This is a genomic window from Pseudomonas sp. SDI (genome assembly GCF_003105155.1).
Lineage (GTDB): Bacteria > Pseudomonadota > Gammaproteobacteria > Pseudomonadales > Pseudomonadaceae > Aquipseudomonas.
The window spans coordinates 1-26,941 of the sequence record NZ_QETK01000023.1; the positions used below are offsets into that span (position 1 = coordinate 1).

23 protein-coding genes are annotated in these 26,941 nt (G+C 62.6%); 16 read left to right on the forward strand and 7 right to left on the reverse strand.

The window, feature by feature from the left end; translation table 11 throughout:
- Positions 1-53: 53 nt before the first annotated feature.
- Positions 54-1,430, reverse strand: a complete 1,377-nt coding sequence (locus tag DCO48_RS15820) for a glutamine synthetase family protein (protein WP_116551553.1) — start codon at positions 1,428-1,430, stop codon at positions 54-56.
- Positions 1,431-2,099: 669 nt separating this feature from the next.
- On the opposite strand from DCO48_RS15820, the gene DCO48_RS15830 reads away from it, so the two are divergent.
- From DCO48_RS15830 to DCO48_RS15860, 7 genes are all read left to right on the forward strand, one after another.
- A complete protein-coding gene (locus DCO48_RS15830) occupies positions 2,100-3,458 on the forward strand; it encodes a glutamine synthetase family protein (protein WP_116551555.1) in 1,359 nt (452 codons plus the stop codon).
- A gap of 46 nt (positions 3,459-3,504) precedes the next feature.
- Positions 3,505-4,866 carry an aspartate aminotransferase family protein gene (locus DCO48_RS15835; RefSeq protein WP_116551556.1) on the forward strand — a complete coding sequence of 454 codons (1,362 nt, stop codon included), beginning with the start codon at positions 3,505-3,507 and terminating at the stop codon, positions 4,864-4,866.
- 169 nt (positions 4,867-5,035) lie between these two features.
- Entirely contained in the window at positions 5,036-6,133 is a 1,098-nt protein-coding gene (locus tag DCO48_RS15840) for a polyamine ABC transporter substrate-binding protein (RefSeq protein WP_116551557.1), read from the forward strand.
- Between the two features lie 165 nt (positions 6,134-6,298).
- Positions 6,299-7,393 carry a polyamine ABC transporter substrate-binding protein gene (locus DCO48_RS15845; protein ID WP_116551558.1) on the forward strand — a complete coding sequence of 365 codons (1,095 nt, stop codon included), beginning with the start codon at positions 6,299-6,301 and terminating at the stop codon, positions 7,391-7,393.
- 60 nt (positions 7,394-7,453) lie between these two features.
- Positions 7,454-8,596 (forward strand): ABC transporter ATP-binding protein, encoded by a 1,143-nt coding sequence (locus DCO48_RS15850; protein WP_116551559.1) that lies wholly within the window; start codon positions 7,454-7,456, stop codon positions 8,594-8,596.
- Complete coding sequence (locus DCO48_RS15855) at positions 8,593-9,513, forward strand: ABC transporter permease subunit (protein ID WP_116551560.1); 921 nt, start codon at positions 8,593-8,595, stop codon at positions 9,511-9,513. Before DCO48_RS15850 ends, DCO48_RS15855 begins: the two co-directional genes overlap by 4 nt.
- A complete protein-coding gene (locus DCO48_RS15860; RefSeq protein ID WP_116551561.1) occupies positions 9,510-10,400 on the forward strand; it encodes an ABC transporter permease subunit in 891 nt (296 codons plus the stop codon). Before DCO48_RS15855 ends, DCO48_RS15860 begins: the two co-directional genes overlap by 4 nt.
- A 96-nt stretch (positions 10,401-10,496) precedes the next feature.
- On the opposite strand, the gene DCO48_RS15865 is transcribed toward DCO48_RS15860, so the two are convergent.
- Positions 10,497-12,869, reverse strand: coding sequence for a penicillin acylase family protein (locus tag DCO48_RS15865; protein ID WP_116551562.1), 2,373 nt, complete (start codon positions 12,867-12,869; stop codon positions 10,497-10,499).
- Positions 12,870-13,141: 272 nt separating this feature from the next.
- Here DCO48_RS15865 and DCO48_RS15870 point away from each other — a divergent pair, with 272 nt between their 5' ends.
- Positions 13,142-15,550 (forward strand): hypothetical protein, encoded by a 2,409-nt coding sequence (locus DCO48_RS15870; protein ID WP_116551563.1) that lies wholly within the window; start codon positions 13,142-13,144, stop codon positions 15,548-15,550.
- On the opposite strand, the gene DCO48_RS15875 is transcribed toward DCO48_RS15870, so the two are convergent.
- On the reverse strand, positions 15,547-16,113 hold the full coding sequence (locus tag DCO48_RS15875) for a DUF6436 domain-containing protein (protein WP_116551564.1): 567 nt from the start codon (positions 16,111-16,113) through the stop codon (positions 15,547-15,549). The genes DCO48_RS15870 and DCO48_RS15875 overlap by 4 nt on opposite strands.
- A gap of 175 nt (positions 16,114-16,288) precedes the next feature.
- Here DCO48_RS15875 and DCO48_RS15880 point away from each other — a divergent pair, with 175 nt between their 5' ends.
- Complete coding sequence (locus DCO48_RS15880; protein WP_116551565.1) at positions 16,289-17,230, forward strand: alpha/beta hydrolase; 942 nt, start codon at positions 16,289-16,291, stop codon at positions 17,228-17,230.
- Here the strand turns inward: DCO48_RS15880 and DCO48_RS15885 are convergent, their stop codons facing one another.
- Positions 17,231-17,980, reverse strand: a complete 750-nt coding sequence (locus DCO48_RS15885; protein ID WP_116551566.1) for a DUF2059 domain-containing protein — start codon at positions 17,978-17,980, stop codon at positions 17,231-17,233.
- Between the two features lie 114 nt (positions 17,981-18,094).
- On the opposite strand from DCO48_RS15885, the gene DCO48_RS15890 reads away from it, so the two are divergent.
- Together DCO48_RS15890 and DCO48_RS15895 are read left to right on the forward strand one after the other, a co-directional pair.
- Complete coding sequence (locus DCO48_RS15890; protein ID WP_116551567.1) at positions 18,095-18,727, forward strand: 2OG-Fe(II) oxygenase; 633 nt, start codon at positions 18,095-18,097, stop codon at positions 18,725-18,727.
- Position 18,728: 1 nt separating this feature from the next.
- Positions 18,729-19,217 (forward strand): DUF523 domain-containing protein, encoded by a 489-nt coding sequence (locus tag DCO48_RS15895; protein ID WP_116551568.1) that lies wholly within the window; start codon positions 18,729-18,731, stop codon positions 19,215-19,217.
- On the opposite strand, the gene DCO48_RS15900 is transcribed toward DCO48_RS15895, so the two are convergent.
- Positions 19,214-19,708 carry a transporter substrate-binding domain-containing protein gene (locus tag DCO48_RS15900; protein ID WP_116551569.1) on the reverse strand — a complete coding sequence of 165 codons (495 nt, stop codon included), beginning with the start codon at positions 19,706-19,708 and terminating at the stop codon, positions 19,214-19,216. The genes DCO48_RS15895 and DCO48_RS15900 overlap by 4 nt on opposite strands.
- 217 nt (positions 19,709-19,925) lie before the next feature.
- Here DCO48_RS15900 and DCO48_RS15905 point away from each other — a divergent pair, with 217 nt between their 5' ends.
- A complete protein-coding gene (locus DCO48_RS15905) occupies positions 19,926-20,399 on the forward strand; it encodes a DUF4399 domain-containing protein (protein WP_116551570.1) in 474 nt (157 codons plus the stop codon).
- 108 nt (positions 20,400-20,507) lie between these two features.
- Here DCO48_RS15905 and serA read toward each other — a convergent pair whose 3' ends face one another.
- Positions 20,508-21,737 carry a phosphoglycerate dehydrogenase gene (gene serA / locus DCO48_RS15910; RefSeq protein WP_116551571.1) on the reverse strand — a complete coding sequence of 410 codons (1,230 nt, stop codon included), beginning with the start codon at positions 21,735-21,737 and terminating at the stop codon, positions 20,508-20,510.
- 174 nt (positions 21,738-21,911) lie between these two features.
- On the opposite strand from serA, the gene DCO48_RS15915 reads away from it, so the two are divergent.
- The 4 genes from DCO48_RS15915 (at position 21,912) to DCO48_RS15930 (ending at position 26,080) form a co-directional block, all read left to right on the forward strand.
- The gene (locus DCO48_RS15915; RefSeq protein ID WP_165840783.1) at positions 21,912-23,309 is read left to right on the forward strand and encodes an FAD-binding oxidoreductase; all 1,398 of its coding nucleotides are present in this window, start codon (positions 21,912-21,914) and stop codon (positions 23,307-23,309) included.
- 21 nt (positions 23,310-23,330) lie between these two features.
- Positions 23,331-23,996, forward strand: a complete 666-nt coding sequence (locus DCO48_RS15920) for a fumarylacetoacetate hydrolase family protein (RefSeq protein ID WP_116551573.1) — start codon at positions 23,331-23,333, stop codon at positions 23,994-23,996.
- A 153-nt stretch (positions 23,997-24,149) separates the two neighbouring features.
- A complete protein-coding gene (locus tag DCO48_RS15925; protein ID WP_116551574.1) occupies positions 24,150-25,082 on the forward strand; it encodes an SdiA-regulated domain-containing protein in 933 nt (310 codons plus the stop codon).
- Positions 25,083-25,168: 86 nt separating this feature from the next.
- Positions 25,169-26,080 carry an SdiA-regulated domain-containing protein gene (locus DCO48_RS15930; RefSeq protein ID WP_116551575.1) on the forward strand — a complete coding sequence of 304 codons (912 nt, stop codon included), beginning with the start codon at positions 25,169-25,171 and terminating at the stop codon, positions 26,078-26,080.
- 79 nt (positions 26,081-26,159) lie between these two features.
- Here the strand turns inward: DCO48_RS15930 and rpiA are convergent, their stop codons facing one another.
- Positions 26,160-26,831: a ribose-5-phosphate isomerase RpiA gene (gene rpiA, locus DCO48_RS15935; RefSeq protein ID WP_116551576.1), complete on the reverse strand. Its 672-nt coding sequence runs from the start codon at positions 26,829-26,831 to the stop codon at positions 26,160-26,162.
- Positions 26,832-26,941 lie beyond the last annotated feature (110 nt).

Below are 26,941 nucleotides of genomic sequence, written 5' to 3' on the forward strand. Positions count from 1 at the left end.
GTCGGAGCGCCGGTGCGGCGCCCCGACTCGTCCCGCGATCAGGCCCTCAAGCCTTAAACGGTATGCAGATACCAGTTGTACTCAAGGTCGGAGATGGAGTGCTCGAACTCCTCCAGCTCGCTTTCCTTGCAGGCCACGAAGATATCGATGTACTTCGGATCTATGTACTTGGCCATGACTTCGCTGTCGTCCAGCTCGCGCAGTGCATCGCGCAGGTTGTTCGGCAGGCTCTGCTCGTTCTGCTCGTAGGAGTTGCCCTCGGTTGGCTCGCCCGGTTCGATCTGGTTGGTCAAACCATGGTGAACGCCGGCCAGCACCGCCGCCAGCAGCAGGTACGGGTTGGCATCGGCACCGGCAACGCGGTGTTCGATACGCACCGCATCCGCCGAACCGGTCGGTACGCGCAACGCCACAGTACGGTTGTCCAGGCCCCAGCTCGGCGAGTTGGGCACATAGAACTGGGCACCAAAACGGCGGTACGAGTTGACGTTCGGGCAGAGGAACGCCATCGACGCCGGCAGGGTCTCGAGCACACCGCCGATCGCGTGACGCAATGCGGCGTTCTGCTCGGGATCCTCGCTGGTAAAGATGTTCTTGCCATCCTTGTCCAGCACCGAAATATGCACATGCAGACCATTGCCCGCCTGGCCAGGATACGGCTTGGCCATGAAGGTGGTGTCCATCTCATGGTCGTAGGCGATGTTCTTGATCAGACGCTTGAGCAGCACCGCGTAATCGCAGGCTTTCATCGGGTCGGCGACATGGTGCAGGTTCACTTCGAACTGCGCCGGGGCACTTTCCTTGACGATGGCGTCGGCCGGGATCCCTTGCTCCTTGGCACCTTCGAGGATGTCCTGGAGGCAATCGACGTATTCGTCGAGGTCGTCGATCAGGTAGACCTGGGTCGAGATCGGGCGTTTGCCGGAAATCGGCGAGCGTGGCGGCTGTGGACGGCCGTTCACGTTTTCCTGGTCGATCAGGTAGAACTCCAGCTCGAACGCGGCGCAGATGGTCAGGCCCATCTCGTCGAACTTGCTCACCACCTGGCGCAGGACTTCCCGCGGGTCGGCAAAGAACGGCTCGCCTTCAAGTTCGTGCATGGTCATCAGCAGCTGCGCAGTCGGGCGCTTCTGCCAGGGTTCGTTGGACAGGGTGCCCGGGATCGGGTAGCAGATCCGGTCGGCATCGCCGATGTCCAGGCCAAGGCCGGTGCTTTCGACCGTGGAGCCGTTGATGTCGAGTGCGAAGAGGGAGGCCGGCAGGTTGATGCCTTTCTCGTAAACCTTGTGGAGGCTGGTGCGCTCGATGCGCTTGCCGCGCACCACACCATTCATATCTGCAATCAGAAGGTCAACGTAGAGAACCTCAGGATGTTCCTTAAGGAACGCGTTCGCTTCGTTAAGCTGAACGGCACGCGGGGGTACCGACATGATGCAACACCTTTGTTGTTAAAAATATCAATCAATGGGGGCTTGCGACCCCAGTCAATCGGAAAGCCATGCTGAAGTCAAGCAAGCCCCATGATGCCCTAAAACGGCGCTCAAGCGGCATTTTTGCTGCAATTGGGGGCGTCTGCAAGGGCGCCGGCCGGCGACCACAGGCAACGTTGAGCGGGCCGTGTTCTATTTTTTACGGGGGTGTTGTGTAAAAAAATGAACAAGGCTAAGCTCGGCTGCAACCCATAACATCAATAATACCGGGGTTCATATGTCTCGCCAGCCGATCAACGGCGTCACCGTCTGCACCAGGCAGACCGGCCCGCTCGCGTCCCACCCAGGTGGTCTGATGCAGCGTCCGGCGCATGCCCTGGGCGCCTCTGCCGCCCTGGCCAATATAGTTGACGGCCAGCCCGGCCTGCGTCTTCTCGGCGCCCTCCCGACTTTCGCTTCTTCTCACTATAGCGGTCCTGCCCCTGCGGCGGGCAACAGCCGTGACGGTCTGGCTGCGCCCGGTTTTTGCTTTAGTGCACAGCGCCATCCAGAATGTCAGCGACGGTCTATTGCGGACCTCCTGGCCACTCTGGGCAGTACACACTGACGCCACCGCGTCAAAGCGCCCGGCTCCCGCGGGAATCGGGTCATTTACCTCCTGAGGTATTTATGAGTAACAACCTCGACCAGCTCACCGATTGGTTGAAAGAGCACAAGATCACCGAAGTCGAATGTCTGATCAGCGACCTCACCGGGATCACCCGGGGCAAGATCTCGCCAACCAACAAGTTCATCGCCGAGAAAGGCATGCGCCTGCCGGAAAGCGTGCTGCTGCAGACGGTTACTGGCGACTATGTCGATGACGACATCTATTACGAGCTGCTCGACCCGGCCGATATCGACATGATCTGCCGCCCCGACGAGAACGCGGTGTTTCTCGTGCCCTGGGCCATCGAGCCCACCGCGCAGGTGATCCACGACACCTATGACAAGAAGGGCAACCCGGTCGAGCTGTCGCCGCGCAACGTGCTCAAGAAGGTGTTGAAACTCTATGCCGACAAGGGCTGGCAGCCGATTGTCGCGCCGGAAATGGAGTTCTACCTGACCAAGCGCTGCGAAGACCCGGACTTCCCGCTGCAGCCGCCGATTGGCCGCTCCGGCCGTCCGGAAACCGGCCGTCAGTCGTTCTCCATCGAAGCGGCCAACGAATTCGATCCGCTGTTCGAGGATGTCTACGACTGGTGCGAACTGCAGAACCTGGACCTCGACACGCTGATCCACGAAGACGGCACCGCGCAGATGGAAATCAACTTCCGTCACGGCAACGCGCTGTCGCTGGCCGACCAGATCCTGGTGTTCAAGCGCACCATGCGCGAGGCCGCGCTCAAGCACAACGTCGCCGCCACCTTCATGGCCAAGCCGATGACCGGCGAGCCGGGCAGCGCCATGCACCTGCACCAGAGCATCATCGACGTGAACACCGGCAAGAACATCTTCTCCAATGAAGATGGCAGCATGAGCCAGCTGTTCCTCAATCACGTGGGCGGCCTGCAGAAATACATCCCGGTGGTGTTGCCGCTGTTCGCCCCGAACGTCAACTCGTTCCGCCGCTTCTTGCCCGACACCTCGGCGCCGGTGAACGTCGAGTGGGGCGAGGAAAACCGCACCGTCGGCCTGCGCGTGCCGGATGCCGGCCCGCAGAACCGCCGCGTGGAAAACCGCCTGCCGGGCGCGGATGCCAACCCGTACCTGGCCATCGCCGCCAGCCTGCTGTGCGGTTTCATCGGCATGGTCGAAGGCCTTGAACCGAGCGCCCCGGTGGTTGGCCGTGGCTACGAGCGGCGCAACCTGCGCCTGCCGTTGACCATCGAGGATGCCCTGGAACGCATGGAAAACTGCAGCGCGTTGGAGCCATACCTGGGCAAGAAATTTATTGCCGGTTATGTCGCTACCAAGCGCGCCGAGCACGAGAACTTCAAGCGCGTAATCAGCTCCTGGGAACGTGAGTTCCTGCTGTTCGCGGTCTGAGAAACCCGGGGCCGCTGGAGGCGGCCGCCAGTCAATGGAGAAGCACATGAGCGTCAAGAACCCGCAAACCCGCGAGTGGCAAGACCTGAGTCGTGATCATCACCTGGCGCCGTTCAGCGACTACCAGCAGCTGAAAGAAAAGGGCCCACGGATTATCACCAAGGCCGAAGGTGTGTACTTGTGGGACAGCGAGGGCAACAAGATCCTCGACGGCATGGCTGGTCTGTGGTGCGTGGCGGTCGGCTACGGCCGCGACGAACTGGCCGATGCGGCCAGCCAGCAGATGCGCGAGCTGCCGTACTACAACCTGTTCTTCCAGACCGCGCATCCGCCGGCGCTGGAGTTGGCCAAGGTGATCGCCGACGTGGCGCCCGACGGCATGAGCCACGTGTTCTTCACTGGCTCCGGCTCCGAGGGTAACGACACCGTGCTGCGCCTGGTTCGCCATTACTGGGCGATCAAGGGCAAGAAAGACAAGAAGGTGATCATCGGCCGGGTCAACGGCTACCACGGTTCCACCGTGGCCGGCGCGAGCCTGGGCGGCATGTCCGGGATGCACGAGCAGGGCGACCTGCCGATTCCGGGCATCGTCCACATCCCGCAGCCGTACTGGTTCGGCGAAGGCGGCGACATGAGCGAGGCCGAGTTTGGCGTATGGGCCGCCGAACAGCTGGAGAAGAAGATTCTCGAAGTTGGTGAAGACAACGTCGCTGCCTTTATCGCCGAGCCGATCCAGGGCGCCGGTGGAGTGATCATTCCACCGGCCAGCTACTGGCCGAAGGTCAAGGAGATCCTCGCCAAGTACGACATCCTGTTCGTTGCCGACGAAGTGATCTGCGGTTTCGGTCGTACCGGCGAGTGGTTCGGCTCCGATTACTACGGCCTCAAGCCCGACCTGATGACCATCGCCAAGGGTCTCACCTCCGGTTACATCCCCATGGGCGGTGTGATCGTGCGTGACGAGGTGGCGAAGGTGGTCAGCCAAGGTGGCGACTTCAACCATGGCTTCACCTACTCGGGGCACCCGGTGGCTGCCGCCGTGGCGCTGGAGAACCTGCGGATCCTGCGCGAAGAAAAAATTATCGAGCGCGTCAAAGAGGAAACGGCACCGTATTTGCAAAAGCGTCTGCGCGAGCTCAACGATCACCCGCTGGTGGGCGAGGTCCGTGGCCTGGGCATGCTCGGTGCGATCGAGCTGGTGAAAGACAAGGCCACGCGCAGCCGTTACGAGGGCAAGGGCGTCGGCATGATCTGCCGTCAGCATTGCTTCGACAACGGCCTGATCATGCGCGCCGTGGGCGACACCATGATCATTGCGCCGCCGCTGGTGATCAGCCGCGCAGAGATCGACGAGCTGGTGGAAAAGGCCCGCAAGTGCCTGGACCTGACGCTCGAAGCAGTGAAATGACCAGGTGCTAGGCTGAGCGTTGGGTGGGCTGCGGCAACAGGGTGCGGTTTCCTTGAAAGAGCGCCCTGTAACTTGCCAGACTAGCGGCTGTTTCAGTCGCCCAGTGCTTGTGCCGAAAGAGCCGGCCGCTGAACAGATGGCTTTATATAAAAATTCTGGAGCATTACGCATGAAGAAATTGGGCAAGACGCTGTTGGCCATGTCCCTGGCGGGGCTGGTGGCCGGTGCTGTTCAGGCGGATGACAAGGTTCTGCACGTCTACAACTGGTCCGACTACATCGCCCCGGATACCGTGGCCGATTTCGAGAAGCAGACCGGTATCAAGGTCGTCTACGACGTCTTCGACAGCAACGAAACCCTGGAAGCCAAGCTGCTCGCCGGCAAGTCGGGCTACGATGTGGTCGTGCCGTCGAACAACTTCCTGGCCAAGCAGATCAAGGCTGGCGTCTATCAGGAGCTGGACCGCTCCAAGCTGTCCAACTGGAAGAACCTCGACGAAGACCTGCTCAAGGCCGTCGGCGACGCCAGCGACAAGGACAACAAGCACGCCTTCCCATACATGTGGGGTTCAATCGGCATCGGCTACAACCCGGAGAAGGTCAAGGCGGCGCTGGGCGTCGACAAGATCGATTCGTGGGATGCCGTGTTCAAGCCGGAAAACATCGAGAAGCTGAAAAGCTGCGGCGTGAGCTTCCTCGACGCACCGACCGAGATGATCCCGGCAGCCCTGCACTACCTGGGCTACCCAACCGACACCAAGGACAAAAAGCAACTGGACGAGGCCGAAGCGCTGTTCCTCAAGGTACGTCCGTCGATCGGCTACTTCCACTCCTCCAAGTACATCTCGGACCTGGCCAACGGCAACATCTGCGTCGCCGTCGGTTACTCGGGTGACCTGGAGCAGTCCAAGGCCCGTGCTCACGAGGCTGGCGACAAGGTCAAACTGGCCTACACCATTCCTAAGGAAGGTGCCGGCACCTTCTACGACATGGTTGCCATTCCCAAGGATGCAACCAACGTCGACGCGGCCTATCAGTTCATGAACTACCTGCTGCAGCCGGAAGTCATGGCCAAGATCACCAACGCCGTACGCTTCCCGAACGGCAACAAGGCGGCGACCCCGCTGGTGGACAAGGACATCACTGGCGACCCGAGCATCTATCCGCCGGCCGAAGTGAAGAAGCAGCTGTACGCCATCAGCGACCTGGATGCCAAAACCCTGCGTGTCATCACGCGTAGCTGGACCAAGATCAAATCGGGCAAATAAACCCGGTTTTCCCGGCGGGTGCTGGTAAAAACAGCGCCCGATCGGGGCTAACCGGCAAATTCTTTTTGCTGGATGGGTGTATCGAAGGTAAGTTGCGCGCCGGTTTGGTTATCCGGCAGGAATGTCTGCCGCATGACATGGGCACTTTTGTAGAGGACTTCCCACTTGTCTAACTCTGTATTCCGCAAGGCCCTCATGGCTGGCGCGGGTATGACGCTGGCGATCAGCGTCCAAGCGGCGCCCACGGTGCACATTTACAACTGGTCGGACTACATCGGCCAGACCACCCTCGCGGATTTCGAAAAAGCCACCGGGATCAAACCGGTGCAGGATGTCTTCGACTCCAATGAAACCCTGGAAGGCAAGCTGCTGGCCGGACGTACCGGCTATGACGTGGTGGTGCCGTCCAACCATTTCCTCGGCAAGCAGATCAAGGCGGGCGCGTTCCAGACGCTCGACAAGGCGCTGCTGCCGAACTATGCGAACCTCGATCCGGCGCTGATGCAGCGTCTGGAAAAGAACGATCCGGGCAACCAGTACGCGGTGCCCTACCTGTGGGGTACCAACGGCATCGGCTACAACGTCGAGAAGGTCAAGGCGGTGCTCGGCACCGACAAGATCGACTCCTGGGCCATGCTGTTCGAGCCGGAAAACATCAAGAAGCTCTCCGCCTGCGGCGTGGCCTTCCTCGATTCGGCCGACGAGATGCTGCCAGCGGTGCTCAACTACATGGGGCGCGACCCCAACAGTACCCATCCCAAGGACTACGCCGAGGCCGAGAAGAAGCTGCTGGCGGTGCGTCCTTACGTGACCTACTTCCATTCCTCGAAATACATCTCGGACCTGGCCAACGGCGACATCTGCGTGGCCGCCGGTTTCTCCGGCGATGTGTTCCAGGCCAAGTCCCGTGCCGAGGAAGCCGGCAAGGGTGTGGAAGTGGCCTATGTGATTCCCAAGGAAGGCGGCAACCTCTGGTTCGACATGCTGGCGATCCCCAAGGATTCCACCAACGTCAAAGAGGCCCATGCCTTTATCAACTATTTGCTTAAACCTGAGGTCATTGCTCAGGTCAGCGATTACGTCGGTTACGCCAACCCGAATCAAAAGGCTGGCGACCTGATGGACCAGAGCGTGCGAACCGACGCAGCGGTTTACCCACCGCAAGAGGTGCTGGACAAGTTGTACGTCAACTCGGAGCTGCCCCCCAAGGTGCAGCGTCTGATGACCCGTAGCTGGACCAAGGTCAAGTCGGGCAAATAAATATCCAGGGCTCGTCACGGCAGGGGCGGGCTGCAAAAAATCTTGTTGGGAGTTTCACAAATGGCAGTTGCCTCCGGTGCCTATAAGAAAGCCCTCGAGGGCGACCAGCAACCTAAGCAGGTGTTGGTCAAAATCGACCGGGTCACGAAAAAATTCGACGAAACCGTCGCAGTGGACGATGTGTCCCTCGAAATCAAGAAGGGTGAGATCTTCGCCCTGCTTGGCGGCTCAGGTTCCGGCAAATCCACCTTGCTGCGCATGCTGGCCGGTTTCGAACGGCCGACCGAAGGGCGCATCTTCCTCGATGGTGTAGACATCACCGATATGCCGCCCTACGAGCGGCCGATCAACATGATGTTCCAGTCCTACGCGCTGTTCCCGCACATGAGCGTGGCGGACAACATTGCCTTTGGCCTGAAGCAGGACAAGATGTCCAAGAGCGAGATCGACGCCCGCGTGGCCGAGATGCTCAAGCTGGTGCACATGACCCAGTATGCCAAGCGCAAGCCGCACCAACTGTCCGGTGGCCAGCGTCAGCGGGTGGCCCTGGCCCGCTCCCTGGCCAAGCGGCCGAAACTGCTGCTGCTCGACGAGCCGATGGGCGCGCTGGACAAGAAACTGCGCTCGCAGATGCAGTTGGAGCTGGTCGAGATCATCGAGCGCGTGGGCGTGACCTGCGTCATGGTCACCCACGACCAGGAAGAGGCCATGACCATGGCCCAGCGCATTGCCATCATGCACCTGGGCTGGATTGCCCAGATCGGCAGCCCGATCGACATCTACGAGACCCCGGTCAGCCGTCTGGTCTGCGAGTTCATCGGCAACGTCAACCTGTTCGAAGGCGAAGTGGTCGACGATGCCGAAGGCCACGCGCTGATTGCCAGCTCCGAGCTTGAGCGCAACATCTACGTGGGCCACGGCGTCACCACCTCGGTGGAAGACAAGCGCATCACCTACGCGCTGCGGCCGGAAAAACTGCTGGTGACCACCGAACAGCCGAACTGCGAGCATAACTGGTCGCGCGGCAAGGTCCACGACATCGCCTACCTGGGCGGTCACTCGGTGTTCTACGTCGAGTTGCCAAGCGGCAAGGTGGTGCAATCGTTCGTCGCCAACGCCGAACGCCAGGGCACCCGTCCGACCTGGGATGATCAGGTCTACGTCTGGTGGGAAGACGACAGCGGCGTGGTACTGCGGTCATGAACATGCGCAAGCTCAAGCGAGCCCTCAACCGAATAACGCCTGAAGGTCGTCATCTGGTCATTGGCGTTCCGTTTATCTGGCTGTTCCTGTTCTTCATGCTGCCGTTCTTCATCGTCCTGAAGATCAGCTTTGCCGAAGCCGATGTGGCGATCCCGCCATACACCGAGATCTACAGCTACGTCGAAGACAAGCTGCAAGTGGTGCTGAACCTGGCCAACTATGGCCTGCTGACCGAGGACGAGTTGTACATCTCGGCCTACCTCGGCTCGTTGAAGATGGCGTTCTTCAGCACCATCCTCTGCCTGCTGATCGGCTACCCGATGGCCTATGCCATCGCTAACGCGCGCAAGGACATCCAGACCGTGCTGTTGCTGCTGATCATGATGCCGACCTGGACGGCGATCCTGATTCGCGTGTATGCCTGGATGGGTATCCTCAGCAACAACGGCCTGCTCAATGCCTTCCTGATGTGGCTGGGGCTGATCGATCAGCCGTTGCAGATCCTCAACACCAACCTCGCGGTGTACATCGGGGTGGTCTACTCGTACCTGCCGTTCATGATCCTGCCGTTGTTCGCCAACCTGGTGAAACACGATTCGAGTCTGCTGGAAGCGGCTTCGGACCTGGGTTCGAGCACCTTCAACAGCTTCTGGAAGATCACCGTGCCGCTGTCGAAGAACGGCATCATTGCCGGCTGCATGCTGGTGTTCATCCCGGTGGTGGGCGAGTTCGTGATTCCTGAGCTGCTCGGCGGCCCGGAAACCCTGATGATCGGTAAAGTGTTGTGGCAGGAGTTCTTCAACAACCGCGACTGGCCGGTGGCGTCTGCCCTGGCGGTGGTGATGCTGGCGATCCTGATCGTGCCGATTCTGCTCTTCAACCGTAGTCAGGCCAAAGAGATGGAGGGCAGGGCATGAAGCGTTACAGTTTCTCCAAACTGATGTTGATTCTGGGCTTGTTGTTCATCTACCTGCCCATGCTGATCCTGGTGATCTATTCGTTCAACGCCTCCAAGCTGGTGACGGTGTGGGGCGGCTGGTCGGTGAAATGGTATGTCGGCCTGCTGGATAACAGCCAGCTGATGGGCTCGGTGATGCGCTCGCTGGAAATCGCCTGCTACACCGCGATTGCCGCGGTGGCGCTGGGCACCCTGGCGGCCTTCGTGCTGACCCGGGTCACCCGCTTCAAGGGCCGTACGCTGTTCGGTGGCCTGGTCACGGCACCGCTGGTCATGCCCGAGGTGATCACCGGCCTGTCGCTGTTGCTGCTGTTCGTGGCCATGGCGCAGATGATCGGTTGGCCGCAGGAGCGTGGCATTGTCACCATCTGGATCGCGCACACCACGTTCTGTGCGGCCTATGTGGCGGTCGTGGTGTCGGCGCGTCTGCGTGAACTGGACCTGTCGATCGAAGAAGCGGCGATGGACCTGGGGGCGCGGCCGTGGAAGGTGTTCTTCCTGATCACCATCCCGATGATTGCGCCGTCGTTGGCGGCGGGCGGCATGATGTCGTTTGCCCTGTCGCTGGACGACCTGGTGTTGGCCAGCTTCGTTTCCGGTCCGGGTTCGACCACCTTGCCGATGGAAGTGTTCTCGGCGGTGCGTCTGGGCGTGAAGCCGGAGATCAACGCGGTGGCCAGCCTGATCCTGCTCAGCGTGTCGATCGTGACCTTCTTTGTCTGGTACTTCAGCCGTCGGGCGGAAGAGCGTCGCAAGCGTGCCATTCAGCAGGCGATCGACGAGAGCGCTGCGGATTCGTGGAAACAACCGGACGTGCGTCGCGCACCGGCGGCTGTTTCGGTGTGATCTGAAGGCCCCATCGCGGGACCAGCCGGCTCCCACAGGGTACTACGGTGCTTTGTGGGAGCGGGCTGGTCCCGCGATGGGCCGCAACGCGGCCCGCTAGGGCACCAGGCGCAACGTCCCCTCCGTTTCCCCTGCCAGCCCCATCAGCGCCCGCTGATACCTGCCCTCGATGTAATCCTGCGCCTGATCGCGATAATGCCGATCAAATAGCACGCCGCTTTGCCCCAGCGGATTGATGCTCAACGCTGTGCCCGTATCGGCAAAATCCACCAGCCGCCGTGTCGACGGCCCATAGGTCACCGCCCACGGTGCCGGCCCCACCTTCGCCGACAGGTTGTTCGGCACCTCATGGCTACCTGGCGCGGCAAACGGCCCGACGTTGAACAACAGGTTCAACGGCTTTTGCAGGCCCAGCGGATGCCCATGGGTCAAGGTATGCGCCTTGCCCCACTGCCAGTCTGCCGGGTCCTTGCCGAGGGTCTGGCGCAAATGCGCCAGGCTATTGCCCCAGGCCCGCTTCACGGTCGCCGCGCGGCTGCCATGCTCGTTGCTGCCCTGTACGTCCCACCACGGCGAATCGACATCCGCGGCCAGGCGTGGCAATGCCGCATCCAGTACCCGCGTCGACAGTAGCGTGTCGAACCAGGCATCGCCCAGCTCGTCGTGCATCGCCGCGCGGGCGAACTCATAGAGGAACTGGCTGAATACCGTCGCACTCAGCGAATCCAGCGGGTAATCACCGCGCCATGCCGCCAGCTGTTCGACCAGTTCGCGCTCCTGCGCGTCGTCGACCACCTCGCGCAGCACCGCCAGCAGCGGTCCGAGGGTGCGTGGGCCATAATCGGTGGCCGTGCCCAGTTGCAGCGCCTGGCTGTTGTGCAGGTCCCATTTCACCGCGTTGTCGGCCAACTGCCGATTCAACTGCCGGCCGCGGTCGGCGAGGTTGTAGTAGCCCGGAATCTCCATGCCGGTCGGCGACACCGGCTGGAAGTTGGCCGAGACGATATAGCCACTGGCCGGGTTCTCCTGCTGCGGGTTGGCGCTGAACGGGTAGAAGCCAAGCTTGTCGGCCTGCGCGGTACTGCCGTCGAGGATGAATGCCGGGTTCACCCCCGGCGGCCGAATCGGCAACTGCGCCGCGGCCCACCAGCCGATGTCGCCACGCGCGTTGGCCCACACCAGGTTCAACCCCGGTGCCTGGATCTGCGCGGCCGCGCGGCGCATCTTGTCCAGGCTGTCGGCGCGGTTGACGGCGTAGAAGCCCTCGAGAATCGGGTTCTCGGTTTCCAGGAACGCCCACCACATGGCCACGGGAGTCGTGCCGACCTCCTTGCCCAGGGCGGTATTGACGATCGGGCCGTGCGGCGAGCGGCGCAGGGTGATGCTGACCGGGGCCTCGCCCTTGACCTTGATCTGCTGTTCGCTGCGCGTCAGCGGTTGCCACTGGCCGTTGATCTTCACCTGTTCGGGGTTGTCCGGGTTGACCTGCTCGGCGATCAGGTCGATATCGTCGTTCTGGAACATGGTCAGGCTCCAACCGAAATCACGGTTGTGCCCGAGCGAGGCAAACGGGTTGAGCGCCTGGTGGTAGCCATACAGGTTGAACCCCGGCGCCGACAGCTCGGCCTCGTACCACACCGAAGGCGCCGCGAAGCGGATGTGCGGGTCGCCGGCCAGCAACGGCTTGCCGCTTTGGGTGCGCTGGCCACTGACGACCCAGGCGTTGCTGCCTTCGAACTGTGGCAAGCCAGCGTCCTCAAGCGCCTGCTGGCTGACCCGCGCCAGCTTGCCGAGGGCTGTCCAGTCGGCCGCAGCCAGCCGCGGCGGCGCTGGCAGCGCGCCCGCCGGCTGCCAGTCGAGGTCGAACACCCGCAGGTAGTCGGCGCCGTACTGGTCACGGATAAAGGTCAGTAGCGGCTCGGTGCGGAACGCGGCGGCAAAGCTGTAGGCCATGAATCCAGCGATGCTCAGGGTGTCCTGCGCGGTGAACGGCCGCCGCTCGATACCCAGCAGATCGAACTCGAGCGGTTTCGGGTGGCTGTCCTGCCAGGCGTTCACCCCGTCCAGGTAGGCCTGCAAGGCCAGCCAGGCGGGCGACTGCTTGTTCTGCCGGGCCACCGTCAGCTCGGCCTGTTCGGCGATGCGCAGGCTGCGGAACAGGGTGTCGGTCTCGACCAGTTTGGGCCCGAGCACTTCGGCCAGTTCGCCACGGGCCAGGCGCCGCGAGATCTCCATCTGGAACAGCCGGTCCTGGGCGTGCACATAACCCAGGGCGCGGTACAGGTCGGCTTCGTTCTGCGCTTGCAGGTGCGGCACGCCACGCTGGTCGTAGCGCACGCTGACCGGCGCCTGCAGGCCGCGCAACGCGACTTCGCCGTCACGTTGTGGCTGCTTGCCCTGCACATACCAGTAACCACCGCCGGCCAGTGCGGCGATGGCGACTGCAAGAAGGGTGAGGCTGCGTTTCATCAAGGCTCCTTGTTGCTTGCAAAGGCAGGGGTTGTTCCGCGCGTCGCTCGATCCATTTCGCACAGAGGATAGACGCTGCACGGTAACCCATCGGCAGCAGTGGCGGATCGAATGAACCTGAGCGGAAAACCGCAAGTGCTCACCGGCCAGCGTCCTGCTGCGATGCCCGGCAGGAAATCCCTCCTTCGGCTTAATCCGGCGCCTGCTCAATAGACTGTTGCCCCGGCTTCACGGGGCAACAGACACAACACTCAATGAGTGAGGGCCGCGTCATGAGCAAGAAGTCACTAACGGAACTGGTCGGCGAGCTGCAAGGGAGATCGGTGACCCATGGCTGGGATGCCATCACCCTGTACGACCAACGCAAGGCCAACGAGCTGCTGTATCAACACTATATCGAGCGGTTCCTTACGCATGAGGGCGTGATCAAGCCTGCGTCCTTTACCGCCAGGTGGGGCGACGGCTCCTACAAGGAGCATATTTATGACCTGCGTTTCGGCGCACCCCGGCTGTCTTTCGAAAGCGCCGACCCCGCCGCCAATGCCCAGGCCCGACTGACCCTTGACATGATCGGCGGAACCATCGTCAGTACCCGCAAGCATGGTGGCCTGCCTGCCGCCGTCGCCCGGATCCTGCACATCCTGCCGGTCGGCGGTCCGCAGGTGTGGATGACGCAGCCACTCACCAAGGCGCAGCTCAAGGGCACCGGCGAGGTGCTGATCGACCTGGGCAATGCCGACACCTTCATGGCCAACTTTGTGCTTGGTGAGCTGGCGCAGGCCGAGGTCGGCAGGCGCTTCAAGGCGTACTTCGACAGCCTGGAGCCGGCGCGCAAGGTCTACTCGCTGGGCCGGGTGACAGGCGATCTGAACGGGCCGTTGACGCCTTCGCACTTCGAGATCCGGACCATGAAGGCCAACCCCGAAGCCGCGGTCGGCGACCTGCAGTATGGCGAAGGGGCGGTGATGCTGTTCATCACCCTGGCCGGCGGCAAGGATGGCCAGTCGTACCCCAGCCATGCCTCGCAGTACCTCTTGCCGGCCGACGGCAACGGTGTGCGTTTTACCGGGGCGTTGTATCTGTCGAGTCGGGTATTGTTCGGCAGCATCGTGCGGGCGCAGGCCGTGGCCGATATCGGCCATGGTATCGAGTTTCCCGATTATACCGGCGGCCAGGACAAGGCCTGGCGCCTGCACGCTAGCGCCGGGGGCATCGAGCACGCGTTCGTCTACGACTACAAGACCCGCGCCTTTGATTTCGATTGCCGCTTCAGCACCGACCTGAATGCGCGCTTCGGGCCCGACAGCAATGGGCCGGCGTTGACCCTGGAAGGCCTTGGCAAACAGATGGTCTGCCGCTGGAGCAAGAACTACCTGAGCCCCTTCAGCCGCGTGGTGAACTGGGCCTGGCCATCCGTCAGCGAGTGGCACCATGGCGAGATCCGATTCGTTTGTGATTACCAGGTGCTGCTCGATATTGGCCTGGACCAGCATACCGGTGTGGTGACTTTTCAGCGTAACGAGCAGCGCTCGCGGCTGCTGACCCGCATGAGCTGCGATGCCGGCTGGCTGCCCGATCTGGGCGATGTCGAGCGGGCCATGCGGGCTAAGGTCCAGGGCTTCTTCGAGCCGCAGTTGCGGGGGGTTCTGCGCAACCTGAGCGTGCCTGCGCTGGACACCTTCCTGCTGCGCAACCTGCTGTTTCCAGGGCATAACGCCTTGCAACTGACGGAAGCCTTCGTGCCTGGCGACCTGGCATTGTTTGGCGAGATCGATCCGCTGCGCACCAGCACCGTGCTGTCGCCGACGAACAAGGTCGTGGCGGCGGGTACTCAGCTCCAGTTCAGCATCACGCCCCGGCCGGAACAGCTGAGCTGGAGCGTAAGGGATACGCGCAGCCATGCGCTGCTGGACGCTGCGATCAGCCCGGACGGGCTGTTCCGCGCGCCATCGGCGGACCGCTTGCGCGATGGTCAGGCCAGCTTCGTCGTGACCGCGCGCGGGGTCTTGCAGGGGCTTCCGGTGCAGAGCTCGGCGCTGGTATCGGTGATTGAAAACGTGATTGTGGCCAACCCGGTGCTGGAGTGCTGCACGCCTGGCGAGTCCCGCGAACTATTGGCGCAGGCGCTGGACGGCGGGCCGTTGAAGTGGCAGGTGATCAGTCGCGAGTGGGGGTCCCGGCTCGAAGGTGTGCCGGGCGAGCCGGATAAACGCCTGTACACCGCTGGCGGCAGCAGCGATCCGGATGTGCCGTTTGCGCTGGACCGGATTGAGGTCAGTCAGGCCTGTGGCGACCAGGTAGTGCAAAGCACCCTCCACGTGCTCATCTATAACCGCCCGGCAGGCGCGACGCTGTATCTGAGTGACAACAGCACACCGGAGAAGGGCACCGTGCAGTTCGAACTGAGGGGGAAGGCCGGGCCGATCGACCCGAAAAATGCAGTCTGGAAACTCCTCGGTGGCCCAGGTGTTTTCGACGTCAACAGTGGCCGCTATACCGAGCCTGCGGTCATCCCGCCCGGCAGCTTCATCGTGGTCTCGGCGAAGCTGCCGGGCGATCTGCTGGACACTCATGCGGTGATCGCCGTGCCGCTGCCGCTACGCCGCTATGCGCAGTTGATTGGCGATGTCGATGCGGCACATGTGCGGGCGTGCGAGGACTTGCCCAGGGCGGCGTCCTAGCTGCCCGTCCAGGGGCAGTAGCAGCCTACGGCGAGGGTCTGGGTGACATTCAGCGCGCGGCCCTGGCTCAGCGCCAGGAGGACCGGCTCGATGAAACTGTTGCTGGCGTTGCAGGTAGCGCCTTCGCTGTAGGGGCCGAAGTAGGCCAGCTCGCCGTTGCGGTCCCAGATCGCCACGGCCGGGCTGGCCGGCAGGTGCTCGGCGCCGGGCAGGCTCGGCAGCGGCTTCAGGGCGGCCAGACTGGCCGGTAGCTGGCCGTGGCTGCCGGCTTTCTGCACCACGTAGAACGCGACGCCCTGCGGCGCATAGTGCGCGATCAGCTCGGCCAGGTGCTGCTGGTTGCCGACGTTGCACGGGCAGGCCGGGTCCCAGAAATGCACCAGGCGGATCGGCCCCGGGCCGGCGATGCTGGCTGGCAGGCGCAGGTCAGCGCCGCTGAACAGCGCGGTCTGGTTGTCGAAGGGGCGCAGGTAGCGGCTCTGGAAACTGTCGTAGGCCCACCACAGGCCGGCGGCGCAGAGCAGTAGGGCGAGGGCGCTGAGCAGGTTTCTTCCAGTGGGCATTAGTGAGTCCGTATTGAGTTCGAGAGCATCGCGGGACTCGCCCGCTTCCACAGAAGAGCCTTGCCGTGGTGCCGTTGTGGGGGCTGGTCCCGCGATGAGGCCCGAACAGCTTGCCACGCCTTCGGCGACAGATGAATATCACAGGTCAATCCTTTGCTCTGCCCGGAAACCGTTTATGCCTGTGATGTTCCAACCCGACGCCCTGCGTGCCCGCCTGCCAGCGTTGGCGGCGCGCCAGCCCCTGTCGGCCGAGGCACAGGCCTACCAGCGTTTCTACGGTCTCGATCTCGTCAGGCAGCACCCCGCGATCAGCAGTTGGCTGGGCGGCTTCCAGATCAGCGGCTTCGACCTGGTCGGCCAGGTCTGGTGCCCGCCAAAGCCCAGCGGCACGCTGGTGTTGCTGCACGGCTTCTACGATCACATGGGCCTCTACCGTCACGCGGTTGACTGGGCGCTGACGCAAAACCTCGCGGTGATCGCCTGCGACCTGCCTGGCCACGGCCTGTCCAGCGGCGCGCGGGCCAGCATCGCCGATTTCGCCATCTACCAGCAGATGCTCGACGCCCTGTTCGAACAGGCGCGCTGCCTGCACCTGCCGCAGCCCTGGCATCTGTTCGGGCAGAGCACTGGCGGCGCCATCGTCATCGACCACCTGCTGTACCACGGCCACGCCAGCCCGGTGCAGGGCGAAACCATCCTGCTTGCACCGCTGGTGCGGCCACGCGCCTGGCGCTGGTCGAGGTTCAGCTATCGGGTGCTGCGCCATTTCGTCAACGGCATCGAGCGGCGCTTCAGCGAGAACAGCAATGACCCGACCTTCCTGCCATTCCTCCAGGCCGACCCGCTGCAACCGCGGCGGCTGCCGACCGCCTGGGTGGGGGCGCTGGTGGACTGGGTCAAGCGTATCGAGGCGGCGCCGCACAGCCCGCGCCGGCCGCTGGTGATCCAGGGTGAGGCCGACATGACCGTGGACTGGCCGCATAACCTCGATGTGCTCAAGGCCAAGTTCGAGCAACCTCAGATCCTCCTGTTGCCGGAGGCGCGGCATCACCTGATCAACGAACTGCCGGCGATCCGCCAGCGCTACTTCGATTTCATCGAGCAGCGCCTGGGTTGATCACTTGAGGTCGGCGCTGCTCTGGCCGACGGCCAGGCCGGCGCGGATCGCCGCCAGGGCTGCGGCGTAATAGGCCTTGCCCTCGGTGGACTCGGCAAAGGTGGCGAACGCTTCCAGCTCGTCGTCGGAAAGGTCGCGGTAGACGTAGAGCAAGGTGTTGTTCAGGTCGGCGGCAATCTGCTGCATCAGCCGCTCGCGCTGCCCGTCGAGCATGCCCTGGGCCTGACCGCCACCAAGCAGGCCGGGGATCATCTGACTGAGGCTGTCGGCAGCCACGCCGGCGATCGCCAGGCTCACTTCGGCACCGGCCTCGCGGGCCGGCAGCGCCTGGGCCAGGTGGCCGATGATCAGCAGGCGATTGTCGCTGGCCTGGATCTTCGGCAGGCCCTTGGCGTTTTTCGCCAGTTGGTCGCGGCGGGTAGCGAGGAGTTCGGCGGCAACGATCTTGCGCCCCAGCGGTGACTGGAAGAACGCCAGCGCTGGCGCTGGGTCGCCGAGTTTGGCGCGCAGCTGTGCGGCCGCCCGCTTGTCGACCGCCTTGGGCTCGAAGCGCTGGTTGCTGTTATTGACCAGCGCCTGGAAAACCGCAGGCGGCAGGCTGTTGCGATAGCGCTGCTGGGCGGCATCGAGGGCGTCGGTAAAGTGGGCGCGCTGCTCTGGCCACCCGGCGACCTTGTAGAGTTGGTCGAGAGTGTCTGCAAGGACAGGCGTGGTGCAGATCATCATCAGCAGAAAAAACAAACGGCGCATTCAGGACTCCTGTCGGCAGGCCGCTATTGTCCGTGGCCCGGCGGGGCTTTGTCGAGACGCCATTGCATACTCTCGGCCAAGTGGCGCTGTCGGTTTTTCATGCGGATGGATACTATGCGCGCCATGCACATATCCTCTGATCACCCGCTGCTGACACGCATTGTCGACGACCTGGCCACCCATGGCTGGTCGCAGCACGACGTTTTTCTCCCGGCAGCGCTCAGCGCAGCGCTGGCTGCCGACTGTCGCCGTCGCGAAGCCGAGGGCGAGCTGGCGCCGGCCGCGGTCGGCCGAGGCCAGGCGCAGGAAGTGCGCGAGGGTATCCGCGGCGATCACATCCGCTGGCTGGAACCGGGCGAGTCAGAGCCCTGCGATCAGTATCTGCAACTGATGGACAGCCTGCGCGAAGCGCTCAACCGTGGGCTGTTCCTTGGCCTGGAAGACTTCGAGTGCCACTTTGCCCTGTATCCGCCGGGGGCGTTCTATCGCAAGCACCTGGATCGCTTCCGCGACGATGACCGGCGTATGGTTTCGGCGGTCATCTACCTCAACGAGGGCTGGCTGCCCGAGCACGGTGGTCAGTTGCGCATGAGCCTCAAGGACGGCGTGGAGCATGACGTGCAGCCGACCAGCGGTTGCCTGGTGGTGTTCCTCTCCGGCGAAGTGCCCCACGAAGTGCTGCCGGCCAACCGCGAGCGGCTGTCGCTGACTGGCTGGTTCCGTCGCCGTGGCAACGAGCCGTTCTAGCGTGCACAAGGTACTGGTCAGCGCCTGTCTGCTCGGCCAGCCGGTGCGCTATGACGGCCGGGCCAGTGGCCATCCCGATATGCTCCAGCGCTGGCAGGGCGAAGGCCGGGTGCTGGCGCTGTGCCCGGAGGTGGCCGGCGGCTTGCCGACGCCGCGCTCGCCTGCGGAGATTCCCGGGGGGCAGGGCAGCGCGGTGCTGGAGGGTCAGGCGCAGGTGCTGACGGTCACCGCCGAGGATGTCAGCGCGGCGTTTCTCGCCGGGGCGCAGATCGCGCTGGCGCTGGTGCGCCGGCATGGCATCCGCATCGCCGTGCTCAAATCCGGCAGCCCGTCGTGCGGCAATCTGCAAACCTACGACGGGACCTTCAGCGGCACCAAGGTCCGCGGCGAAGGGGTGACGACAGCGCTGTTGCGCCGCGAAGGGGTGCAGGTATTCAGCGAGCTGCAGCTGGAGGCGGCGGCGCAAGCGCTGGCCGCCCTCGACGCTTAAGGCGGGCTGACCTTGCTGGTTTGAGGCGCAAACCACTTCTGCTTCAGCAGTTCCAGGCGGCCGTCGTCCTTGATCCGTTGCAGCGCGCGGTCGACGCTGCTGTGGAACGCCGGGTTGCCCTTCTGGAACGGAATCACCAGGGCCTGCCCGTCGTCGCGGTAGGGTTCGCTGTAGTCCAGGCGCTCCTTGAGTTGCGGGGTCGGCGTAATCTGGTTCAGGGCGATATCGTAGCGGCCGCTTTCCACGCCTTCGAGCAGGTCGCCATCGCTGACCACCACGAACGATACGCCCAGATCCATTTCGCTGGCCAGGGCCTGGCCAAGTTCGATCTCGAAGCCAGTCAGTTGCTCGTTGTCCTTGAAGTTATAGGGCGGTGTCGTGGCCTCGACGGCAATGCGCAGTTCATTGCGGTCGTTGACGTCGTCGATCAGTTCGGCCTGGGCGGTGCTGCCGAGCAGCATGGCCAGTAATACCCCAATGGTGAAACGCATCTAAGCCCCTTAAATTATCCAGATGTCGCCGCGACTTTCTGACGATGCCGCGGTCGAACGCCACTTAGGACCACGATAGCCGCTGGATGTTTAACCGCGCGGCACGTTTTTATCCACGCCAGCGTCGACCCGTGCTGGTGCAATTGATCTATGGTAGTGGGTGGTTGCCATTCGTATTAATGGCAACGGTTATTGAAGTAAATCACAGGAGAAGTGAATGCAAAGCCTATTTTCGCGTGCCGCCATTGCCGGCTTGTTGATGGGTGTATCCGCGCTGGCCGCCGCAGAAGGGTTGACCAGCCAGGCAGCACCGGCAGGAGCCAAGGTCTTCATCGTTTCCCCGGCCGATGGCGCGACGGTCGACAAGACCTTCACCGTCAAGTTCGGCATCGAGGGCATGGCGCTCAAACCGGCGGGCGATCAGACCCCGCACACTGGCCATCACCACTTGCTGGTGGATGTCGACCAGGAACCCGCTGCCGACCAGGTGCTGCCGACCAGCCTGATGCCGGAAAACAACCAGCCACTGCCGGCCGGCCCGCACGTGCTGCACTTCGGCAAGGCGCAGACCGAAACCACCCTGAGCCTGACGCCGGGCAAGCACACCCTGCAACTGGTGCTGGGCGACAAGTTCCATGTGCCGTTCAAGCCGAGCGTTGAATCGCAGAAAATTACCGTCAATGTGAAGTGACCGTGCCCCTGTAGGCGCAGGCAAGCCAGCGCCTACACGATGGAGCGGCTCTTTGAGAGAATAAAAAAGGGAGGCTCTCAGGCCTCCCTTTTTTGTCGCAGCTAAACGTTAGAACAGCACGCGGGAACGGATGGTGCCCTTGATCTGTTGCAGTTTCTCTTGCGCCAGGTCCGAGTAATCGGCATCCACGTCGATAACCACATAACCGACTTTCTCGTTGGTCTGCAGGAACTGACCGGAGATGTTGATCGCGTTTTCGGCGAACACTTTGTTGATTTCGCTGAGCACGCCCGGAATGTTTTCGTGGATGTGCAGCAGGCGGTGCTTGCCCGGGTGCGCCGGCAGGGCCACCTCCGGGAAGTTGACCGACGACACCGAGGTACCGTTGTCGCTGTACTTGACCAGCTTCTCGGCAACTTCCAGACCAATGTTGGCCTGGGCTTCGGCCGTCGAGCCACCGATGTGCGGGGTCAGGATCACGTTGTCCAGGCCACGCAGCGGGCTTTCGAACTCTTCGTCGTTCGAGCGCGGCTCGACCGGGAACACGTCGATGGCTGCGCCGATCAGGTGCTTGTCCTTGATCGCCGCCGCCAGGTGGTCCAGTTCGACCACAGTGCCGCGGGCCGCGTTGATCAGGATGCCGCCTTTCTTGATTGCACGGATTTCCTTCTCGCCCATCATCCACTGCGTGGCAGCGGTTTCCGGAACGTGCAGCGACACGATGTCGGACATCGCCAGCAGCTCGTGCAGGTCGTTTACCTGGGTGGCGTTACCGAGCGGCAGCTTGGTGATGGTGTCGTAGAAGAACACCTGCATGCCCAGACCTTCGGCCAGTACCGACAGCTGGGTACCGATCGAGCCGTAGCCGACGATGCCGAGCTTCTTGCCACGGATCTCGAAGGAGTTGGCCGCGCTCTTGATCCAGCCACCGCGGTGGCAGGACGCGTTTTTCTCCGGGATGCCGCGCAGCAGCAGGATCGCTTCGGCCAGCACCAGCTCGGCAACGGAGCGGGTGTTGGAGTACGGTGCGTTGAACACGGCAATACCGCGTTCGCGGGCAGCGTTCAGGTCGACCTGGTTGGTACCGATGCAGAAACAGCCGACAGCGACCAGTTTCTTGGCGCAGTCGAAAACCTCTTCGGTCAGTTGGGTGCGCGAGCGGATGCCGATGAAGTGAGCGTCGGCGATCTTTTCCTTCAGTTCGGCGTCCGGCAGGGAACCGGTGAGGTACTCGATGTTGGTGTACCCGGCGGCCTTGAGGACGTCCACGGCGGATTGGTGGACGCCTTCGAGGAGAAGGAACTTGATCTTGCTCTTATCGAGAGAAGTCTTGCTCATCTGCGTAAACCTGTGTCCCGGAGAAAAAATGGCAGGGAAGTGAAGCTCTCGCAGAATCGGGCTCAAAGCGCGATCAGCGGGGGGCGTATGCTAGCATATGCACCCCCGGAAACGCCCATCCCCGGCACGTGAAGTGTGCTCAGGGTGACTATGAATAGTTCGAGAGTTCTGTCGATGACCCAGTCTGCGTTGATTGATGAGTTGAAGACCCTGGTGGAGCCCGGCAAAGTATTGACCGACGCCATTTCCCTCGACACCTATGGCAAGGACTGGACCAAGCACTTCGTCCCGGACCCGCTGGCCATCGTCTTCCCCAAGAGCATCGAGCAGGTCCAGGCCATTGTGCGCTGGGCCAATCGGCAGCGCGTGGCGCTGGTGCCCTCGGGTGGACGCACCGGCCTGTCGGCGGCAGCCGTCGCGGCTAATGGCGAAGTGGTGGTGGCGTTCGACTACATGAACCAGATTCTCGCGTTCGACGCCTTCGACCGCACGGCCGTCTGTCAGCCGGGGGTGATCACTGCCCAGCTGCAAGCTTTTGCCGAAGACCATGGGCTGTATTATCCGGTGGACTTCGCGTCGGCAGGTTCCAGCCAGATTGGCGGCAACATCGGCACCAATGCCGGCGGGATCAAGGTGATTCGCTACGGTATGACCCGCAACTGGGTTGCCGGCCTGAAAGTGGTCACTGGTACCGGCGAGCTGCTCGAACTGAACAAGGACCTGATCAAGAACGCCACCGGCTATGACCTGCGCCAGCTGTTCATCGGCGCCGAGGGCACCCTGGGCTTCGTGGTCGAAGCCACCATGCGTCTGGACCGCGCGCCGAACAACCTCACCGCGATGGTGCTCGGTACACCGGACTTCGACTCGATCATGCCGGTGCTGCACGCCTTCCGCGACAAGCTCGACCTGACCGCCTTCGAATTCTTCTCCGACAAGGCCCTGGCCAAGATCATGGGCCGTGGCGACGTGCCGGCGCCGTTCGACCGCGACTGCCCGTTCTACGTGCTGCTGGAATTCGAGGCGGCCAACGAAGACGTGGCCAACGATGCCCTGGCCACCTTCGAACAGTGCGTAGAGCAGGGCTGGGTGCTCGACGGTGTGATGAGCCAGAGCCAGCAGCAACTGGAAAACCTGTGGAAACTGCGCGAGTACATCTCCGAGACCATCTCGCACTGGACACCGTACAAGAACGACATCTCGGTCACGGTTTCCAAGGTGCCAGCGTTCCTCAAGGACATCGACAGCATTGTCGCCGCCAACTACCCGGACTTCGAAGTGGTCTGGTACGGCCACATCGGCGATGGCAACCTGCACCTGAACATCCTCAAGCCGGATAACCTGAGCAAGGACGAGTTCTTTGCCAAGTGCGCCACGGTGAACAAGTGGGTGTTCGAGATCGTCGAGAAGTACAACGGCTCGATTTCCGCCGAGCATGGCGTCGGTATGACCAAGCGCGATTACCTGACCTACAGCCGTTCGCCGGCCGAAATCGGCTACATGAAAGCGGTCAAGGCGGTGTTCGACCCTAACGGGATCATGAACCCGGGCAAGATCTTCCCCCTCGAATAAGCTACACGCCAGGAGTCGGTAATGAGCTATCAGCACCAGTATGTAGACGGCACGCGTATTCACTTTGGCCTGGGCAAGGTGGTGTGCATCGGGCGCAACTACGCCGAGCATGCCAAGGAGCTGGACAACCCGATCCCCAGCGAGCCGTTGCTGTTCATCAAGCCGGGCAGTTGTGTGGTGCCGCTGGAAGGCGGCTTCAAGATCCCGGCCGAGCGCGGCTCGGTGCACTACGAAGCGGAGATCGCCGTGTTGCTCGGCAAGTCGCTGTCGCCGCAGCCGACCGAGGAAGAAGTGTGTGATGCCATTTCCGGTTTCGCCCCGGCCCTGGACCTGACCCTGCGCGACCTGCAGGCCCAGCTCAAGGACAAGGGCCTGCCCTGGGAGCGCGCCAAGTGCTTCGACGGCGCCTGCGTACTGCCACCGTTCGTGGTCGGCAGCACGTTCGAAGACCTGGCCGACATTGGCATCCGTCTGACCATCAATGGCCAGGTGCGCCAGGACGGCAACAGCGCGCTGATGCTCAACCCGATCGTACCGATGATCCAGCACATGGCCTCGCAGTTCTCGCTGCAGGCCGGCGATGTGATTCTGACCGGTACGCCGGTGGGTGTGGGGCCGCTGAATCCAGGCGATGAGCTGGTGCTGGAACTGCCCGGCGCAAGCCGCTTCGAAAGCCGCGTGCGGTGACCTCGGCGGGCAGCCTTGAGGGCTGCCCGCTTTTTCGACGTTTGCTCGGTTTTGCCGTTTTTTTCACAATTGATCCGGATAATGGCGGCCAATCTATCCATGTGAATGTGCCGGTAGTGTGTTATCGACTGGCAAAAACAGCAGGAACACACCATGGCCATTCCTCATTCCTCGGGCGCTGCCTTGGCGTCTGCGTCCAAGCGCCCCTTTCTGCGTCGCTGGTCGACCTGGATTGCTGTGGCGGCCGTGATTGGCTATGGCGTATCGATTGCCATGCACTGGGATGACCGTGGTTTGCTCTGGGTCAAGGAGCACCTCCTGAGCCAGACCGAGCAACGCGCGAGCATCTGGCTGCCGGATTACGTCGTCGATATCGATGCCAAGGTGTTGCCGGGCATGGAGGACGATGAAGCCTCGGATCTGTCCTTCAACCCGTTCAGCAAAACCCTGTTCGCTGTCATGGGCAAACACCCGTTCCTGGTCGAACTGAGCCTGGACGGCGATGTATTGCGCAAAATCCCGCTGACTGGCTGGAGCAACCCGGAAGGGGTGGCGGTGCTGGCCGACGGGCGTCTGGCGATTGTCGACGAGCGCGATCATTTGCTGGTGATCGTGACGGTCGACAAGGACACCCAGGCGCTGAACATTGGCGATTTCCCGAAATACGACCTGGGTCCATCGGCCGATCAGAACAAGGCGTTCGAAGCGCTTGCCTGGGACCCGCTGCGTCAGCGCCTGGTGCTGGGCGAAGAGCGCCCGCCGGCGCTGTTTACCTGGAGCACCGACGGCCGTTCGGCGTTGACCGGCGACAAGCAGCCGCTACCCAGCGACGAACTCGACCTGCGCAATCTGTCGGCCCTGGGCATCGACCCGCGCACCGGGCACATGCTGGTGCTGTCGGCCGACTCGAACATGCTGCTGGAACTGAACGAGCAGGGTGAGCAGGTCAGCTTCATGACCTTGCTGGGTGGCTTCAACGGCTTGAAGAAGCGCATTCCACGGGCCGAAGGCGTGGCCATGGATGAGCAGGGCACGCTGTACATGGTCAGCGAGCCGAACCTGTTCTACCGCTACAAGAAGCCTTAAGAGCATCGCGGGACGAATGCTGGCATTAAGCTTCACTTCAGTTGGCCATGCTTATATTGCGGCTGGTCCCTGTCGAGTCTGCCTGAATGCGCCGCTTCTTCCGTCTGCCCCCGATCGCCCTGTTCCTCGTTGTGCCGGCAGTGCTGCTGCTGGGGCTGGCCGGGCAGCACTATCGGCTGTACGAGCGCGGCTGGTTCAACCTTAAAACCTGGCTGCAACCGGTAGAGCAGGGCATCGGCCTGAACCGCTACCGGGTTGTGCTCGAAGCGCGGGTGATCGACGGTCTGCACGACGACATCTCGGCCCTGACCTACGACCCGGATCGCAAAAGCCTGTTCACCGTCACCAACAAGAGCCCCGAACTGATCGAGTTGTCGCTCGATGGGCGGATCTTGCGGCGCGTGCCGCTGACTGGCTTTGGCGACCCGGAGGCGGTGGAATACATCAGCCCCGGCAGTTACGTGATTACCGACGAACGCCAGCAGCGGCTGATCCGCGTGCACCTGGACGACGACACGGTGTTTCTCGACGCCAAGGATGCCGAGCAGTTGAGCCTGGGTATCGGCCTGAACGGCAACAAGGGCTTTGAAGGGCTGGCTTTCGATGCAGCAGGCAAGCGCCTGTTCGTGGCCAAGGAACGCGACCCGATGCTGATCTACGAAGTGCATGGCTTTCCGCACGACAACCCGGAGCAGCCGTACGCGGTGCATGTGGTGCAGGACCGCAAGCGCGATTCACGGTTGTTCGTGCGCGACCTGTCGAGTTTGCAGTTCGATGAGCGCAGCGGCCATTTGCTGGCACTGTCGGACGAGTCGCAGCTGGTGCTGGAACTGGACGTGAAGGGTAAACCGTTGAGCAGCCTGTCGTTGCGCAAGGGCTTTCAGGGGTTGGCGAAGAGCGTGCCGCAGGCGGAAGGGATCGCGATGGATGAGGCGGGGGCGCTGTATATGGTGAGTGAGCCGAATCTGTTCTATGTGTTCAAGCGCGAGCCCGAGTAGACCCCAGCGCCGGACGAGGCGCTCCCACCGTGTGCTCTGTGGGAGCGGGCTCGTCCCGCGATGGGCCGCAAAGCGGCCCTTAGGCTTTCAGCGTCTGCACACCCTCAGCCGTACCGAGCAACAGCAGGTCTGCCGGCCGCGCCGCGAACAGGCCGTTGGTGACCACGCCGACAATCGCATTGATCTGCGCTTCCAGCGCCACCGGGTTGGTGATCTGCAGGTTATGCACATCCAGGATGATGTTGCCGTTATCGGTCAGCACACCCTCACGGTAGACCGGATCGCCACCCAGCTTCACCAGCTGACGCGCGACATGGCTGCGCGCCATCGGGATCACTTCGACCGGCAGCGGGAACGCGCCCAGTACCGGCACCAGTTTGCTGCCATCGGCAATGCAGATGAAGGTCTTGGCCACCGCTGCAACGATCTTCTCGCGGGTCAGCGCGGCGCCGCCGCCCTTGATCAGGTTCAGGTGCGCGTCGCTCTCGTCGGCACCGTCGACATAGAACTCCAGGTCGCTGACAGTGTTCAGCTCGTAGACCGGAATACCATGGCCCTTCAGGCGCGCGGCAGTGGCTTCGGAGCTGGCGACGGCGCCGTCGAAGGCGGTCTTGTGCTTGGCCAGGGCGTCGATGAAGCAGTTGGCAGTCGAGCCAGTGCCGACCCCGACGATGCTCTTGTCGTCGAGCTTGGGCAGAATGAAGTCGACCGCTGCCTGGGCGACGGCTTGTTTGAGTTGATCCTGGGTCATGCGGGCTCCGAAGCGGGGAGGAGTATCGTGAAGGCGCGTAGTATAGCGGCTAAAACCGCAGACTTGCTGTGGTCGCCCGACAGGGCGCTGGGGTAGACTCCAAGGCCCCG

Bases quoted from the DNA above. Each gene is read 5' to 3' on its own strand.
- DCO48_RS15905 (WP_116551570.1), top strand. From the start codon at position 19,926: ATGCAAAGCCTATTTTCGCGTGCCGCCATTGCCGGCTTGTTGATGGGT.
- DCO48_RS15820 (WP_116551553.1), bottom strand. From the start codon at position 1,430: ATGTCGGTACCCCCGCGTGCCGTTCAGCTTAACGAAGCGAACGCGTTC.
- DCO48_RS15855 (WP_116551560.1), top strand. From the start codon at position 8,593: ATGAACATGCGCAAGCTCAAGCGAGCCCTCAACCGAATAACGCCTGAA.
- DCO48_RS15870 (WP_116551563.1), top strand. From the start codon at position 13,142: ATGAGCAAGAAGTCACTAACGGAACTGGTCGGCGAGCTGCAAGGGAGA.
- DCO48_RS15900 (WP_116551569.1), bottom strand. From the start codon at position 19,708: ATGCGTTTCACCATTGGGGTATTACTGGCCATGCTGCTCGGCAGCACC.
- DCO48_RS15890 (WP_116551567.1), top strand. From the start codon at position 18,095: ATGCGCGCCATGCACATATCCTCTGATCACCCGCTGCTGACACGCATT.
- DCO48_RS15830 (WP_116551555.1), top strand. From the start codon at position 2,100: ATGAGTAACAACCTCGACCAGCTCACCGATTGGTTGAAAGAGCACAAG.
- DCO48_RS15925 (WP_116551574.1), top strand. From the start codon at position 24,150: ATGGCCATTCCTCATTCCTCGGGCGCTGCCTTGGCGTCTGCGTCCAAG.
- DCO48_RS15875 (WP_116551564.1), bottom strand. From the start codon at position 16,113: ATGCCCACTGGAAGAAACCTGCTCAGCGCCCTCGCCCTACTGCTCTGC.
- DCO48_RS15850 (WP_116551559.1), top strand. From the start codon at position 7,454: ATGGCAGTTGCCTCCGGTGCCTATAAGAAAGCCCTCGAGGGCGACCAG.
- DCO48_RS15860 (WP_116551561.1), top strand. From the start codon at position 9,510: ATGAAGCGTTACAGTTTCTCCAAACTGATGTTGATTCTGGGCTTGTTG.
- DCO48_RS15835 (WP_116551556.1), top strand. From the start codon at position 3,505: ATGAGCGTCAAGAACCCGCAAACCCGCGAGTGGCAAGACCTGAGTCGT.
- DCO48_RS15920 (WP_116551573.1), top strand. From the start codon at position 23,331: ATGAGCTATCAGCACCAGTATGTAGACGGCACGCGTATTCACTTTGGC.
- DCO48_RS15840 (WP_116551557.1), top strand. From the start codon at position 5,036: ATGAAGAAATTGGGCAAGACGCTGTTGGCCATGTCCCTGGCGGGGCTG.
- DCO48_RS15915 (WP_165840783.1), top strand. From the start codon at position 21,912: ATGACCCAGTCTGCGTTGATTGATGAGTTGAAGACCCTGGTGGAGCCC.
- rpiA (WP_116551576.1), bottom strand. From the start codon at position 26,831: ATGACCCAGGATCAACTCAAACAAGCCGTCGCCCAGGCAGCGGTCGAC.
- DCO48_RS15885 (WP_116551566.1), bottom strand. From the start codon at position 17,980: ATGCGCCGTTTGTTTTTTCTGCTGATGATGATCTGCACCACGCCTGTC.
- DCO48_RS15880 (WP_116551565.1), top strand. From the start codon at position 16,289: ATGCCTGTGATGTTCCAACCCGACGCCCTGCGTGCCCGCCTGCCAGCG.
- DCO48_RS15865 (WP_116551562.1), bottom strand. From the start codon at position 12,869: ATGAAACGCAGCCTCACCCTTCTTGCAGTCGCCATCGCCGCACTGGCC.
- DCO48_RS15930 (WP_116551575.1), top strand. From the start codon at position 25,169: ATGCGCCGCTTCTTCCGTCTGCCCCCGATCGCCCTGTTCCTCGTTGTG.
- serA (WP_116551571.1), bottom strand. From the start codon at position 21,737: ATGAGCAAGACTTCTCTCGATAAGAGCAAGATCAAGTTCCTTCTCCTC.